At 63.5% G+C, this 13,275-nt stretch carries 15 protein-coding genes; 8 read left to right on the forward strand and 7 right to left on the reverse strand.

The genetic code is table 11. From position 1 onward, the window contains the following. Positions 1–5 precede the first annotated feature (5 nt). The 6 genes from NKI01_RS17655 to NKI01_RS17680 all read left to right on the forward strand — a co-directional run bounded on the left by NKI01_RS17655 (position 6) and on the right by NKI01_RS17680 (position 4,818). Entirely contained in the window at positions 6–911 is a 906-nt protein-coding gene (locus NKI01_RS17655; protein WP_023722315.1) for a carbohydrate ABC transporter permease, read from the forward strand. 1 nt (position 912) lies between these two features. Next, positions 913–1,872 (forward strand): carbohydrate ABC transporter permease, encoded by a 960-nt coding sequence (locus tag NKI01_RS17660; RefSeq protein ID WP_023722316.1) that lies wholly within the window; start codon positions 913–915, stop codon positions 1,870–1,872. Continuing rightward, positions 1,869–2,090: a hypothetical protein gene (locus tag NKI01_RS17665; RefSeq protein ID WP_023722317.1), complete on the forward strand. Its 222-nt coding sequence runs from the start codon at positions 1,869–1,871 to the stop codon at positions 2,088–2,090. Before NKI01_RS17660 ends, NKI01_RS17665 begins: the two co-directional genes overlap by 4 nt. Next, positions 2,087–3,190: an ABC transporter ATP-binding protein gene (locus NKI01_RS17670; protein ID WP_352495526.1), complete on the forward strand. Its 1,104-nt coding sequence runs from the start codon at positions 2,087–2,089 to the stop codon at positions 3,188–3,190. Before NKI01_RS17665 ends, NKI01_RS17670 begins: the two co-directional genes overlap by 4 nt. Then, a complete protein-coding gene (locus NKI01_RS17675) occupies positions 3,190–4,293 on the forward strand; it encodes an ABC transporter ATP-binding protein (RefSeq protein ID WP_023722319.1) in 1,104 nt (367 codons plus the stop codon). The genes NKI01_RS17670 and NKI01_RS17675 overlap by 1 nt, the downstream gene beginning before the upstream one ends. A 243-nt stretch (positions 4,294–4,536) precedes the next feature. Continuing rightward, a complete protein-coding gene (locus NKI01_RS17680; RefSeq protein ID WP_023721992.1) occupies positions 4,537–4,818 on the forward strand; it encodes a hypothetical protein in 282 nt (93 codons plus the stop codon). 12 nt (positions 4,819–4,830) lie between these two features. Here the strand turns inward: NKI01_RS17680 and NKI01_RS17685 are convergent, their stop codons facing one another. Next, a complete protein-coding gene (locus NKI01_RS17685) occupies positions 4,831–5,811 on the reverse strand; it encodes an AraC family transcriptional regulator (RefSeq protein WP_352495524.1) in 981 nt (326 codons plus the stop codon). Positions 5,812–5,902: 91 nt separating this feature from the next. Between NKI01_RS17685 and NKI01_RS17690 the strand changes: the two genes are divergently transcribed. After that, the gene (locus NKI01_RS17690) at positions 5,903–7,126 is read left to right on the forward strand and encodes an MFS transporter (RefSeq protein WP_352964074.1); all 1,224 of its coding nucleotides are present in this window, start codon (positions 5,903–5,905) and stop codon (positions 7,124–7,126) included. Here the strand turns inward: NKI01_RS17690 and NKI01_RS17695 are convergent. Then, the gene (locus NKI01_RS17695; RefSeq protein WP_352495522.1) at positions 7,123–7,470 is read right to left on the reverse strand and encodes a GFA family protein; all 348 of its coding nucleotides are present in this window, start codon (positions 7,468–7,470) and stop codon (positions 7,123–7,125) included. The two genes, NKI01_RS17690 and NKI01_RS17695, sit on opposite strands and share 4 nt — an antisense overlap. Positions 7,471–7,589: 119 nt before the next feature. On the opposite strand from NKI01_RS17695, the gene NKI01_RS17700 reads away from it, so the two are divergent. Continuing rightward, positions 7,590–8,885, forward strand: coding sequence for an amidase (locus NKI01_RS17700; protein WP_352964077.1), 1,296 nt, complete (start codon positions 7,590–7,592; stop codon positions 8,883–8,885). 14 nt (positions 8,886–8,899) lie between these two features. Here NKI01_RS17700 and NKI01_RS17705 read toward each other — a convergent pair whose 3' ends face one another. Genes NKI01_RS17705 through NKI01_RS17725 form a run of 5 tightly spaced genes read right to left on the reverse strand, consistent with a single transcriptional unit; the run spans position 8,900 to position 13,145 of the window. Beyond that, positions 8,900–9,283, reverse strand: coding sequence for a hypothetical protein (locus NKI01_RS17705; protein ID WP_023721986.1), 384 nt, complete (start codon positions 9,281–9,283; stop codon positions 8,900–8,902). Between the two features lie 49 nt (positions 9,284–9,332). After that, positions 9,333–10,313: a hydroxyacid dehydrogenase gene (locus NKI01_RS17710; protein ID WP_352483634.1), complete on the reverse strand. Its 981-nt coding sequence runs from the start codon at positions 10,311–10,313 to the stop codon at positions 9,333–9,335. A gap of 1 nt (position 10,314) precedes the next feature. Then, the gene (locus tag NKI01_RS17715) at positions 10,315–11,031 is read right to left on the reverse strand and encodes a FadR/GntR family transcriptional regulator (protein ID WP_352483633.1); all 717 of its coding nucleotides are present in this window, start codon (positions 11,029–11,031) and stop codon (positions 10,315–10,317) included. A gap of 1 nt (position 11,032) precedes the next feature. Next, entirely contained in the window at positions 11,033–12,202 is a 1,170-nt protein-coding gene (locus NKI01_RS17720; RefSeq protein ID WP_352495521.1) for a mandelate racemase/muconate lactonizing enzyme family protein, read from the reverse strand. 55 nt (positions 12,203–12,257) lie between these two features. Beyond that, on the reverse strand, positions 12,258–13,145 hold the full coding sequence (locus NKI01_RS17725; protein WP_023721982.1) for a sugar phosphate isomerase/epimerase family protein: 888 nt from the start codon (positions 13,143–13,145) through the stop codon (positions 12,258–12,260). Positions 13,146–13,275: the final 130 nt, after the last annotated feature.

Consider the following 13,275-nt stretch of genomic DNA (forward strand, 5'->3'; position numbering starts at 1 on the left):
GGGTCTTGGCGACCACGATGATCACCACGCTGGACAGGTCCTCGCGGGCCGCTGCTCGCGGTCTAAGCGACATTTCGATCCGCAATCTCTTCATCATCCCGACGATCCTGTTTCTGATCGTCTTCAACATCTTCCCGCTGATCTATTCGCTGGGCTATTCGTTCACCGATTTCCGCGCCTCGACCAGCGCGGCGGCGAATTTCGTCGGGCTGCAAAACTATCGCGACCTGCTCAGCGATCCCTATGTCTGGTCCAACTTCGCCATCACCGCAAAATACGTCATCATCTCGGTCGCCGGCCAGCTGCTCGTCGGCTTCGGCGTGGCCATGCTGCTCAACCGCGACATTCCGCTCAAGGGCCTGCTGACGACGCTCCTGTTGTTGCCGATGATGCTGTCTATGGCCGTCGTCGGCCTGTTCTGGAAACTGCTCTACGATCCGTCCTTCGGCATCATCAATTATGCGCTGGGCCTCGGCACCTTCGAATGGCTGTCGGATCCGAAAATGGCGCTCTATGCGGTCGCGCTGACCGATATCTGGATGTGGTCGCCCTTCGTCATGCTGTTGTCGCTGGCCGGCCTGTCGGCCGTGCCCAAGCATCTCTACGAGGCCGCCGCGATCGACAGGGCCGGGCCGTTCTACACCTTCTTCCGCATCACGCTGCCGCTGGTCGCGCCGATCCTGATGATCGCGGTCATCTTCCGCACCATGGAAGCGTTCAAGACCTTCGACCTCGCCTATATCCTGACCAGCCAGCCGACGGCCGAGCTGATCTCGATCCGGCTCTACAAGATGGCGTTCCAGGAATGGCAGACCGGGCGCTCCTGCGCGCTCGCCTACATCGTGCTGATCATGGTGCTAGCGATCACCAACATCTATGTCAAATACCTCAACAAGGTGAAGGAGCGCTGAGATGGCCGCAGTCCGCACTTCTTCCGAAATCACCTTCAACCGGGTCGCCATCGTCGCCGTCCTGCTGGTGACGATCATCTTCCTGGCGCCGATCTACTGGATAGCCTCGACGGCGTTCAAGCCGCGCAACCTCGCCACCACCATTCCGCCGACGGTGGTTTTCCAGCCGGAGATATCGCCCTTCGTCAAGTTGTTCACCAAGCGTTCGCAGCTGCGCAGCCCGCCATCACCGGAGGAGTACGCGGCTGCGCCGTGGTGGGAGCGCGTCGTCTTCAATGGCGGCGAAAAGATCGTGCGCGACGGCAAGGGCCAGGTGCAGTGGTCGGGCTATCCGAGCCGTTTCATGAACTCGCTGATCGTTGCCATAACCTCGACCGTCCTGGCCGTCGGCATGGGCACCTTCACCGCCTATGGGTTCTCGCGCTTCAAGGTGAAAGGCGAGGCGGACCTGCTGTTCTTCATCCTGTCGACGCGCATGCTGCCGCCGGTGGTCGTCGCCATTCCGATGTTCCTGATGTACCGGGCGGTCGGCCTCAACGATTCCCATGTCGGCCTGATCATCCTTTACACCGCCTTCAACCTGTCCTTCTCGGTGTGGCTGATGAAAGGCTTCATGGACGAGATCCCCAAGGAGTATGAGGAGGCGGCGCTCGTCGACGGCTATACGCGCATGGAGGCCTTCTTCAAGATCGTGCTGCCCGAGGCCGCCACCGGCATCGCCGCCACCGCCGTGTTCTGCTTTATCACGGCGTGGAACGAATATGCCTTCGCACTGATCATGACCAGCCGCCGTGCCCAGACGGCGCCGCCTTTCATTCCCAGCCAGGTCGGCGCCGGCCTGCCGGACTGGACGGTGATTGCCGCCGGAACCTTCCTGTTCCTGCTGCCGGTTGCGATCTTCACCTTCCTGCTCCGCAACCACCTCTTGCGCGGCATGTCCTTCGGAGCGATCCGCAAATGAGTTTTCGCGACATCAATCAGAAATATCTTGAACCGGGCAGCCAGGTGCTGATGGTGCTCGGCATCATCGCGCTCTGCCAGCCATGGCACATGCTGCTGCACAGCTACGGCGTGACCATCATCCTGATCGGCCTGATCGGCTTCAACATCACCTCCAAGATCGCGCCGGAGGAGAAGGCCGGCACCGGGCAAGGGGCAAACCCGGGGGCACAGCATTGACCCAGATCGAGCTTCGCGGCGTCCAGAAATATTTCGGCGCCGTCCAGGTCATCAAGGACCTCAACCTGAAGATCGACGATAACGAGTTCATCGTGCTGCTCGGCCAGTCGGGCTGCGGCAAGACGACGACGCTCAGGGCCGTTGCCGGACTGGAGACGATCGACGGCGGCGACATCCTCATCGACGGCAAGCCGGTCCAGCACCTCAAGGCCGCCGACCGCGACATCGCCATGGTCTTCCAATCGTTCTCGCTCTATCCGCATATGAGCGTCTACGAGAACATCGCCTTTCCACTGAGGGCGACGCGCAAGAGCAAGGCCGAGATCGACAGCGAGGTGCGCTCGGTCGCCAAGACGCTGCAGATCAGCGATCTCCTCGCCAAGAAACCGTCGGCCCTGTCCGGCGGCGACATGCAGCGCGTCGCGATCGGCCGAGCCTTGGTGCGGCGGCCGAAGGCGATGCTGATGGACGAGCCGATCGGCGCGCTCGATGCCAAGCTGCGCGAGGAGATGCGGGCCGAGATCAAGCGGCTGCACATCAAGCAGGGCTCGACCAGCATCTACGTCACTCACGACCAGATCGAGGCGATGAGCCTCGCCGACCGCATCGTCATCATGCATGAGGGCGTACTGCAGCAGGTCGGTTCGCCGGACGAGGTCTATTCGCATCCGGCGAATCTTTTCGTCGCGCAGTTTGTCGGCAGCCCGGTGATGAACGTCGCCGACGCTTCGGTGACCGAGAAAGCCTCGTCGGCCTCGGTCACGGTCGGCGATGCGGCCGCCGGCTTCGAATTCCCGCGCACCTTGCTGTCGAAGCTCAACGGCCATGTCGGCGGCCAGCTCGCGCTCGGCATCCGGCCGGAAGGCGTTCTCGTTCGCCGCGAAGCCGCCGAGGGGTTCTTGCCGGTGGAGACGCAGATCGTTGAGCCGCTCGGCTCCTTCGATATCGTCGACCTCAAGGTCGGCTCCAAGATGCTGCGTGCACGCACCAAGAGCGGCTTCATCGGCGGCCCCGGCGAAAGGGTCTTCGTCAGAATCGATCCCAGCCAGGCGCATTTCTTCGACACGGCGAGCGGCAAATCGCTGGGAGTGAGACTCTGATGGCCCACATCCAGCTCAAGAACATTTCGAAGAAATTCGGCAACCACACCGCTTTGACCGGGCTCGACCTCGACATCGCCGACGGCGAGTTCTTCGTCCTGCTCGGCGAGACCGGCGCCGGCAAGACGACGACGCTGCGCATGATTGCCGGCCTGGAAAAACCGAGCGAAGGCCAGGTCTTTATCGACGGCGTCGATGTCGCCGATTGGGGCGCGGCCGAGCGCGACGTGGCGCTGGTGCTGCAGCAATATTCGCTCTATCCGCGTTATACGGTGCGCGAAAACCTCGAATTTCCGCTGAAGCCGAAGATCCGCCGGTTGCCCGATGCCGAGATCAAGGATCGTGTCGACCGCGCTGCCAGGACACTGCGGATCGAGCATCTGCTCGACCGCAAGACCGACCGGCTTTCAGGCGGCGAGATGCAGCGCGTCTCGATCGGCCGCGCCATCGTGCGCAAGCCGCGGGTATTCCTGATGGACGAGCCGTTGTCGGCGCTCGACGCCAAATTGCGCGAGGCGCTGCGCACCGAATTGAAGAACCTGCAGATGCAGCTCGGCGCCACCTTCCTGTTCGTGACGCACGATCAGATCGAGGCGATGTCGATGGGTGACAAGGTCGGCGTGCTCAACCATGGCCGCATCGTCCAGACCGGCACGCCGTACGAGATCTACAATAATCCGCGCGACACCTACGTGGCGAGCTTCGTCGGCTCGCCGCCGATGAATCTCATCGACGGCAAGCTTGTTAACGGGCGTGCGGTGATGGCACCGCTGAATTTCGAATTGCCGTTTGCGGGGGGTGCCAAGACTTCGGGGGGTGCCAAGACGGGCGCGGCGACCGACGGTCGCCCGCTCGTCTTCGGTATTCGTCCCGAGGACGTCTATCTCGAGACCGGCGCGCCGGTCGAGGCGCGGGTCCATGACGTCGAGAACCATGGCGTCGAGAAGATCCTGACGCTGCGGGTCGGCGACGCCATGCTGCGCGCCACTGTGCCGGCCAGGACCGACGTGCAGATAGAGCAGCCGGTGCGCTTTGCCTGGAACCCGGACAAGGTGGTGCTGTTCGATAAGGGCAGCGGAATAAGCCTGCGTCACGCCGGCTAAGTACAAGCCTCTTTACTGCAGCTAGAGCGGGATGCGTTCAAATTGACCGTGCATCCCGCTCTATCTATCTGTTTTAGTCGCATTTGTGCGACGCCGTGTGATTCCACTTGGCTGCGAAATGCTCGAGTCTTCCCGTCATCCCCCGTACGGGGGATGCGGATGCTTCGATTTGTCGAATAGGCTGGTCCTTGGTCCCAAACGGGCTTTGAGCCCAATTTGGAGGCCCAAAATGGAGGGTTGGCTATGGGAAATCTGTTCCGCAGTTTTGCTGCGATCCTGCTTGTCGCCGGTATGGGATTGTCGGCCGCACATCTGGGCGAGGCGCAGGCAGCCAAGAAAGTTGTCGCCGGCGCGAAGGTCGACGCCAAGAAGATCAAGGATCTCAACGGCACGGTCAATCTGTCCACCAGTGACTGCAAGCTGTTGTTGAGCGGCACCGTTGTCGAAGTCTCGGATGGCAGGTGCGGGGCTTCCGGCAAATATTGCAAGAGCAGCGCCGGCTCGGCCTGCATCACCGAGCAATAACCCGGCCAACGTTTAGCCGGCCTGGCGGATCTCCGCCTGTTCCTCGGCCCGGAAATGGCTGGGCGGCGATCCGATTACCCGCTTGAAGGCGCGGCTGAAGGAGGCGTCGGATTCGTAGCCGAGGCGCGCCGCGACGACGGAAATCTTGAGCCGGTCGCGGACCAGCCATTGCCGCGCCTGGTGCATCCGTACCTGCGTGACGTACTTTGCCGGTGTTTCGCCGACAATGGTTGCGAAGCGCTCGGCGAAACCTGATCGCGAGGCGCCCATCATCTTCGCCAGAGCCACCACCGTCCAGTCGCGGCTCGGTTCCAGATGGATCGCGGCCAGCACCCGGCCGATCTCGCGGTCCCTCACCGCCGCGATCCATCCGGAAGAGTCGCCGCAGCCGCGCTCGACCCATGAGCGGATGACGGTCGCGGCGAGCACATCGGCCAGCCGCGCCAGGATGCCGCCGGAGCCGACGCGCTCCATCGTCACCTCGCGGGCCATCGCCTCCAGCAAATGCGGGATACCTGGCTCATAGGCTTCCAACTCATGCGCGCGCATCACGTCCGGCATCATGCCGAGCAAGGGGTGCAAGCCATCGAGATTGAAATACATGCTGCCGAAAAACAGCAAGGTGCCCGGACGGCAGCCGGGCACGCCGTCGTTCGACATGCAATAGACACCCTTGCAGATCTCCTCGACCTCATAGCCGTGGATCGGCGCCGCCTCGATACCCGGCTCGCTCGCCAGCGTGTGGGCTGAACCGCGCGGCAACAACACCGCGTCGCCCGCCTTGAGCTCGACCCATTCGCCGGGCGGCTGCAGCAACCAGCAGCCTTTGCGACCGATGAAATGAAACCGTGCCGCCGCCTGAGCCGGAAAATGGATGCCCCAGGGTTCCCTCATCTCGCAACGGCCGTAATCGACGCCTTCGAGGCGCAATCCGCGCAATATGTCTGTCAGCGGATCACCGGTGACAGGGATTTTGGACGAACGGTCAAGCATAATGGTGTTTCTAGCATGGAAACTCCGGACAGTCACTCCCTATGTTGCACTGCAGCCAGATGCTGCGCTGCAACCAGATCGGAGATCCCTCATGACCGAACCCGCGACAGGCGTCATGGACGCCGTTCTCGACCTGACGGAAACCGGCGAACGATCCGAGCCCGCATGGGGGGCGGTGGTCTCCTTGGCGCTCGGAGTCTTCGGCCTGGTGACCGCGGAATTTCTGCCTGCCAGCCTGCTGACGCCGCTTGCGCAGGATCTCGGCATCACCGAAGGCGCCGCAGGGCAGGCGGTAACGGCCACCGCCGTCATTGGCGCGATTGCGGCGCCGACAATGGCCATTGTCACCAAGCGGCTGGACCGCAGGCTGGTCATGTGGGCGCTGACGGTGCTGCTTGTGCTGTCAAATCTGGTAGCCGCGTTTGCGTCGTCGCTTCCCGTTCTTCTGATCGCCCGTATCATGCTTGGCATTAGTCTCGGTGGCTTCTGGTCGATGTCGGCAGCCATGGCGATGCGGCTCGTTCCGATGCGGCTGATGCCGCGCGCCATGTCGATCATCCTCACCGGCGTTTCGGTGGCGACGGTCTGTGCGGCTCCGGTCGGCGCCTATGTCGGCGACATCTGGGGATGGCGGACGGCCTTCATGATCGCCGCCGTGGTCGGCGCGCTAGCGCTGCTCGTGCAGGTGGCTACCATTCCGAAGCTGCCGCCGGCAGGTACGGCAGGTTTTCGCACGCTGCTGGAGGTGATGAAGCGGCCGATGATCAGGGTGGCACTGCTGGTGGTGCTGCTGGTCGCCTCGGGACACTTTGCCGGCTTCACCTATGTCCGCCCGTTTCTCGAGAAGGTGCCCGCGCTGGACATCGAGACGATCTCGCTTGTGCTGCTCGCCTACGGCATTGGTGGCTTCTTCGGCAATTTTGCCGGCGGCTTCATGGCGGAACGCAGCCTCAAGGCAGCCGTCAGCCTGGCGCCTCTGCTGATCGCGTTTTCGGCGCTCCTGCTGCTGGTGGTCGGAGGCTCACCCGTCGTGGCTGCAATAGCGGTGGCCAGCTGGGGCTTTGCCTTCGGCGCCGTCCCAGTCGGGCTGCAGACCTGGCTGGTGCGAGCCGCCCCCGATCAGGCGGAAAGCGCCGGCGGGCTGATGGTCATGACGTTCCAGGTCGCCATCGCGTTGGGCGCCGTCTTCGGCGGCCTGCTGGTCGACAATACCGGCGTTGCCAGCGCCTTCGCGTATTGCGCGGCGGCGACGTTGCTTGCGGCATTGGCGGCGTTCTTCCTTGGCCCCAAGCCGATCGACGAGCCCAATTCCTAAACGGAACGGCCGTCGAAGTCGAAGACCGGCACGGCGGCGACGTCCAACGCCTCGATGCAATGAATGTTGATATAGGCACTTCGCCCGCTCCCTTCGCCGACATCCTCGGCGAAGGGGTGAATGCCGCAGCTGCGGCAGAAGCGGTGGGCGATGACATGGTTGCCGAAGCTGTAGCGGCCGAGATCATCGCCCCAGGCAAGCACCCGCATGCTCTCATGCGGCACTGCCCATAGCAGTGCACCCTTGCGCGTGCAGATCGAGCAATTACACCGTACGGCTCCGGTCAGCTCGCCTTCGACCTCGAACGCGACCTTGCCGCAGTGGCAGCTGCCTTCGTAGAGCATCGGGCCTTCCTCGTGCGGTTCGACAGGTGCAAACCTGACCGTGCCGGGCTATGTCTCCTGCGGCCAGTTTGTGGCTGCTACATTAAGACGTTGCAAGCGTGCGGAGTCCGACACCGAAAATGCAATCAGCCCGTGATCGCCTGGAAGCAATTGTTTCGCGTCTTGCTGCTCGCGTGGGCGATGAGAGCGTTTTCGCAAAGCTCTATCCTGAAGCAGCACGGGCGGCGGCCGACGCCGCCGATGCGCGGCGAAAAGCCGGCGTCACGCTCGGGCCGCTCGATGGGACGATCACCTCGATCAAGGATCTGTTCGATGTCGCCGGCGAGCCGACGACGGCGGGCTCGCTGCTGCTCGCCACGGCAGCGCCGGCGTTGCGGGATGCCATTGTCGTGGAACGGTTGCGCCAGGCCGGTGCAGTCATCCTCGGCAAGACCAACATGACCGAGTTCGCCTTCACCGCGATCGGCGTCAATCCGCATTACGGCACGCCCGGCAATGCAAGTGATGCCCGCCGTATTCCGGGCGGCTCGTCCTCAGGCGCCGCGGTTTCGGTCGGCGAAGGCACCAGCGAAATCTCCATCGGTTCCGATACCGGCGGATCGGTGCGCATTCCGGCATCGTTGAATGGCGTCGTCGGTTTCAAGCCGACGGCGCGGCGCGTGCCGCTCGCGGGTGCGTTTCCGCTGTCGGCCACGCTGGACTCGATCGGTCCGCTGGCCCGCACCGTCGCCGAATGTGCGGCGGCCGACGCAGTGATGGCGGGCGAAAACCTGGCGGCACTGTTGCCGCTTCCGCTGGACGGCCTGCGCATCGGTATTCCGCGCGGCGTGCTGTTCGATGATACGGAGGAAGAGGTCGCGACGACGTTCGACCGGTGTCTTCGCAAGATGGAGCTTAGCGGCGCACGGCTTGTGGAGTTGTCGATCGACGACCTGCTTGTCGATCTGCGCGCGGCAACCAAACGCGCCTCGATCGCGGCAATGGAAGGGGCGGAGATCCATGCCGACTGGCTGGCGACGGGAGCGACGATGCCGGTCGACCCGCGGGTAAGCGGGCCATTGTCGCGCGCCGCCGCCATTCCGGCCACGGTCTATATCAGAGCAATGCGCCGTCGCGCAGCACTTGCCGCCGCGATGGATGACCGGCTGGCGTCGGTCGACGTGCTGGCCCTGCCGACCACGCCGATGACCGCGCCGACGATCGTCTCGATGACCGGCGACGAGGCCCTGTGCGACAGGACGGAAGGCCTTCTGCTGCGCAACACGCAGGTCGCCAACCAGTTCGATCTTTCAGCCATCTCGCTGCCGATGCCCGGGATGATGCGTCCGGCCGGGCTGATGCTGGTGGCGCGCAATGGCCATGACCACCACCTGCTGCGGATCGCCGCTGCGGTCGAGGCACTGCTTGCAAATTGATCCGATAGCGCGTGTCAGCGCGACGAGCAGTGGCCGCGCTCGTTGTCCTTGGCGGTGCGCTCGATGCTGGTGGCAACCAGCCAAGGCAGGGTGTATCGCTTGCCGTTGAAGGTCCGGGTGCGGTTCTCGATCGAGCCGACAACAACGACCTTGCCGGCATAGAGCTTGTCCGAAAGATCGAGGCCCTTGTCTTGCTGCGGCAGGCGATCGATGTCGATCGAAACGCCTTTGACGAACTTGCCGGTGTCGAGGTCGAGCGCGCTGTTCGATGGACAGGGTGCCATCACGCAGCGCAAGCCGTTGTCGCAGAACACGTAGCTGCCCTGTCCGTTGGCCAAGGCATGCGCCGCCGCCATGCAGACACTGGCGGTCAGCAGGAATTTTGTGGTGTTTCCCATACCGGCAACGTCGCTGGCGAATTCGGGAAAATTGAGGCGTAGCCTTTGCTTAGAAATCGGCAGGGAACCGCCGCCGGTAGTGCTCGACCACTTCGGGATTGCGCAGATTGACCGGCAATCTGTTGGCCAGCACCAGCAAGGCTTCGCCAGCCGCGCCGACGCCCATGCGCATCATCGACTGTTCGGTGATCCCGGCCATGTGCGGGGTGACGATGACGTTGTCGAAGCCGAAGTAGGGATGGTTGGGCGGCAGCGGTTGTGTCGCAAAAACGTCGAGCGCGGCGCCGCCGATGCGGCCCTTCTGCAAGGCCTCGATCAGCGCGTCGTCGTCGATCACCGGCCCGCGCGAAACATTGATTAGCAGCGCATCCGGCTTCATCCGGTCAATACGTTCCCGGCTAATCAGCCCCCGCGTTTCGGGCGTCAGCGGGCAGCACAGAACGATGATGTCGCTCTGCTCGATGAGCGCATCGATCGACAAGAAGCCGACGCTGTCCGGCGCCGGCTGCATGCTGCGCGTCGTTGCCACCACATTCAGATCGAAACCATGGGCGGCGATGTGGCCGACCGCCTGGCCGATTGCGCCGAGGCCGACAATGCCGATCGTCTTGCCGGCAAGCTCATTAGCCACGACGGTGTGTTCGCGGCCGGCCAGCCAGCCCTTCGCCCGCAAGTCGCGGTCCAACACACGAAAGCGCCGAAGCAGCGCCAGTGCCGCGAACATCACATATTCGGCGACCGAGCGCGCGTTCACTCCCGGAACGTTCGCCACCAGCACGCCCGCCGCGTTGGCCGCTTCCATCGGTACCATGTCGAGCCCGGCGCCGTGGCGGATCGCGGCCCTGAGCTTGGTCGCGCCTTCGAAAAGCGCCGCAGGCAAAGGAGCGCGAACGATGATGACATCGGCGTCCCTTGCCTCGGCGGCCAGCGTGGCCGCGTCGAGAGCGGAAGCAACGACGAGTTCGCCGGCCCCTGTCAGCATGGAAGAGGCACGGGGGTGCAGTCTGTGTGTCGACAGGATCTTGGGCATTTCAGGCCTTTTCGAGCGCTGGGCTTTGCGGTTCCGCCTCACGCCCCTCGATCAGCCCCTTCCAATAGCTTTCGGCGCCTTGCAGATGAGCGCTCATCAGCGCCTGGGCGAGGTTGCCGTCGCGGCGCAGCAGCGCCTCGTAGATCTGGATGTGCTCGGCATGCGAGCGCACGCTGCGTTCGGGATCGTTGAAATAGATCGGCAGGCGCATCTCGCCCATCATGTAGTAGACGCTGCAGACATTGTGGAACACACTGTTCTTGGTCGCCCGCACGATCTCGAGGTGGAACTCGCGGTCTTCCCTGGCAAGGCCTTCGCCGGCCGCTATGCGATCCTCTGAGGCCTTCAGGATCTCGCGCAGCCGCTCGAAATTCTCCTCGGTGGCGCGGGAACAGGCAAGTTCGGCGGCCTTGATCTCGTGGATCTTCCGCAACTCGACCGTCTCGTAGATCTGGACAGGATCGAGCGGCAGGCCGGCGCGGGCGAACAGCGCCATAGCCTCGACGCTCGCCTGCTTTGTATCGATGTAGATGCCGGACTTCGCCCGTCGTTCGACGATGCGCATGGCCTCGAGAATGGCCAGCGCCTCGCGGATCTGACCGCGGCTGACGCTGAAATGCTCTGCCAGTTCGCGCTCCGACGGCGTGCGGCCCGTCTCCTTGTCCGAATGGGAGAACAGGTAGGCGGCGAGTTCCGCGAGAAGGTTCTTTTCTTTCATGTCAGCCGTGTTGCGCGTGCGCCTCCAGGAACCGCTCCGAAATAGTGAATCCCAGCCCGGGTCTATCAGGGATCGCTACCATACCGTCCTTTGCTTCGACAGTCTCTTCGATCAGATCGTGGATCATCGGGTTGGCCCCGAGTGAATATTCGACGGTGAAGCTCGCCGGCGAAGCGGCGCAAACATGCAGCCCGGCAAAAAAGCAGGGCGCGCCCGCCCAAAGGTGCGGCGCAAAGCGCAGATTGAAGGCGCTGGCGATGGTTCCGATCTTCATCGCCTCGCTGATGCCGCCGCAAAAGGCCGGATCCGGCTGGAAGATATCGGCGGATTTGAGTACGGCGAGATCGCGGAAGGCGTAGCGCGTCGCCTCACTCTCGCCGGTGGCAATCGGGATCGAGCCGCAGGCGCGCACCTCAGCCATGCCGCGCTTGTCGTCGGCGATCACCGGCTCCTCGAACCAGGCGAGATCGAGGTCGCCGGCGAGATGGATGAAGCGCTTGGCTTCGGCCACCGTGTAGGTGCCGTGCGCGTCGACCATCAGGTCGATGTCGGGACCGAGCGCCTGTCTTGCAGCGCGGACGCGGGCGGCGGAGACGTGCGGGGCGCCGTCCATGGCGCCGACGCGCATCTTCAGCGCCTTGAAGCCGCCCTTGGCGACGTAGGATTGCAGCTGATCGCCGATGGCTTCCGCAGTGGCCCAGCCGCCGGAAGCATAGGCCGGCATGCGGTCCAGCTTGCGGCCGCCGAGCAGTCGCCAGACCGGAACGCCGAGTGATTTGCCGAGAATGTCCCACAATGCGATGTCGACGGCGCTGATAGCGGCGATGCTCATGCCGCGTCGCGCCAATTGCGGCATGGCGTGGCCGGCGCGGGCGGCGCTGTCGTGACGCGCGCCATTGTAGAGCATCTCCCAGATGACGCCGATGTCGGCCGGGTCGAGGCCGACCAGCTGCGGCCCGACCTCATGGTTCAGCAAATGGACAAGGGCGCCGTAGCTGCCGGCGCTGCCGGCGGCGTTCTTGCCTTCGCCCCAGCCGACAAGCCCGTCGTCGGTTTCGATGCGCAGGATGGCGGCGTCGAACGTCGCCACCTGACCGAAGTCGCTGCGGTGCTGCTTCGCGGCTTCGATCGGTATGCGAACCCACCAGGCTTGGACCGTCTTGATGCGCATGTTCATCCTCGGCCCGGCCGCGGTGAGGCGGAAGGGCTCTTTCCAAACGGCTTGGCTACTTGATCAGCGGCAGCAGCGTTTCCGCATTGATGCGCATCTGGTCAGTGTAGAATTTTTCCGTGAGCACGCTGGAGCCGTGGTCCTGAATGAATTTCAGCTGCTCTGGCGAGATGTCGACCGGATTGCGTTCGACCATGTCGGGATAGGGGGCTGCCGGCGTGCGGTCGACTGGGGCGACGAATTCATTGGTCAGCGCGCCGTCATAGCCGATCTCCTTCAGCGTGCCGACAATCTTCGGCCAGTCGATCTGCCCGAGGCCGGCAGCGAAGCGGTTGTTGTCGGCGACATGGAAGTCGTACAGGCGCTTGCCGACCTGCCGGATGGCGTCATAGACGTTAAATTCTTCCATGTGGATGTGGTAGGCGTCGAGGCAGACGCCGCATTCGGGGCTGACCGCATCGGCAAGGGCCAGTGCCTGGGCGCCGCGGTTGAACAGGTAGGTTTCGAAGCGGTTGAGCGGCTCGACCGCGATCTTGACGCCGACCTTCTTGGCGTGGGTGAAGCATTCCCGGGTGGCGTCGACCACCCATTTCCATTCCTCTTCCTCGGTGCCGTCCGGCACGACCTTGCCGACGGTGGCGGGAACCAGCGTGATGATCTCGCCGTCGAGCTCGCTGACCATGGTCAGCACGTCCTTGACATATTGCACCGAGCGCTCGCGCTGGCCCTGGTCCTTGGCGGCGAGATTGCGCTCGCCCAGCATCAGCGTCACCGCTCCCCAGCAACGGATGCCGTACTCGTTCAGCAGCGCGCGTGTTTCCTTGGTCTTGTACTGTTCGGGTTCGCCGGAAATCTCGATCGACTCATAGCCGAATTTCTTGATGCGCTTGAGCGTCGTTTCCAGCGGCTCCGCCCGCATCCAATTGTGCGTCGAAAGATGCATGGTCTATCCTTCCCAGAATCGCCTGTACCAGTTCGCCTGCGACGCACTCTGCCGAAGTGCGCTGCATGATTCCTCCCTAAGGCCTCCCAGCATTTTTTTGGCAAACTGGTTCGACCAATTGGGCTTGATG

This window comes from Mesorhizobium sp. M0815, from assembly GCF_040319995.1.
GTDB lineage: Bacteria > Pseudomonadota > Alphaproteobacteria > Rhizobiales > Rhizobiaceae > Mesorhizobium.

Coding starts and splice junctions, on each gene's coding strand:
- NKI01_RS17680 (WP_023721992.1), top strand. CDS start 4,537: ATGGGAAATCTGTTCCGCAGTTTTGCTGCGATCCTGCTTGTCGCCGGT.
- NKI01_RS17710 (WP_352483634.1), bottom strand. CDS start 10,313: ATGCCCAAGATCCTGTCGACACACAGACTGCACCCCCGTGCCTCTTCC.
- NKI01_RS17720 (WP_352495521.1), bottom strand. CDS start 12,202: ATGCGCATCAAGACGGTCCAAGCCTGGTGGGTTCGCATACCGATCGAA.
- NKI01_RS17715 (WP_352483633.1), bottom strand. CDS start 11,031: ATGAAAGAAAAGAACCTTCTCGCGGAACTCGCCGCCTACCTGTTCTCC.
- NKI01_RS17660 (WP_023722316.1), top strand. CDS start 913: ATGGCCGCAGTCCGCACTTCTTCCGAAATCACCTTCAACCGGGTCGCC.
- NKI01_RS17695 (WP_352495522.1), bottom strand. CDS start 7,470: ATGCTCTACGAAGGCAGCTGCCACTGCGGCAAGGTCGCGTTCGAGGTC.
- NKI01_RS17685 (WP_352495524.1), bottom strand. CDS start 5,811: ATGCTTGACCGTTCGTCCAAAATCCCTGTCACCGGTGATCCGCTGACA.
- NKI01_RS17675 (WP_023722319.1), top strand. CDS start 3,190: ATGGCCCACATCCAGCTCAAGAACATTTCGAAGAAATTCGGCAACCAC.
- NKI01_RS17690 (WP_352964074.1), top strand. CDS start 5,903: ATGACCGAACCCGCGACAGGCGTCATGGACGCCGTTCTCGACCTGACG.
- NKI01_RS17725 (WP_023721982.1), bottom strand. CDS start 13,145: ATGCATCTTTCGACGCACAATTGGATGCGGGCGGAGCCGCTGGAAACG.
- NKI01_RS17705 (WP_023721986.1), bottom strand. CDS start 9,283: ATGGGAAACACCACAAAATTCCTGCTGACCGCCAGTGTCTGCATGGCG.
- NKI01_RS17665 (WP_023722317.1), top strand. CDS start 1,869: ATGAGTTTTCGCGACATCAATCAGAAATATCTTGAACCGGGCAGCCAG.
- NKI01_RS17700 (WP_352964077.1), top strand. CDS start 7,590: ATGCAATCAGCCCGTGATCGCCTGGAAGCAATTGTTTCGCGTCTTGCT.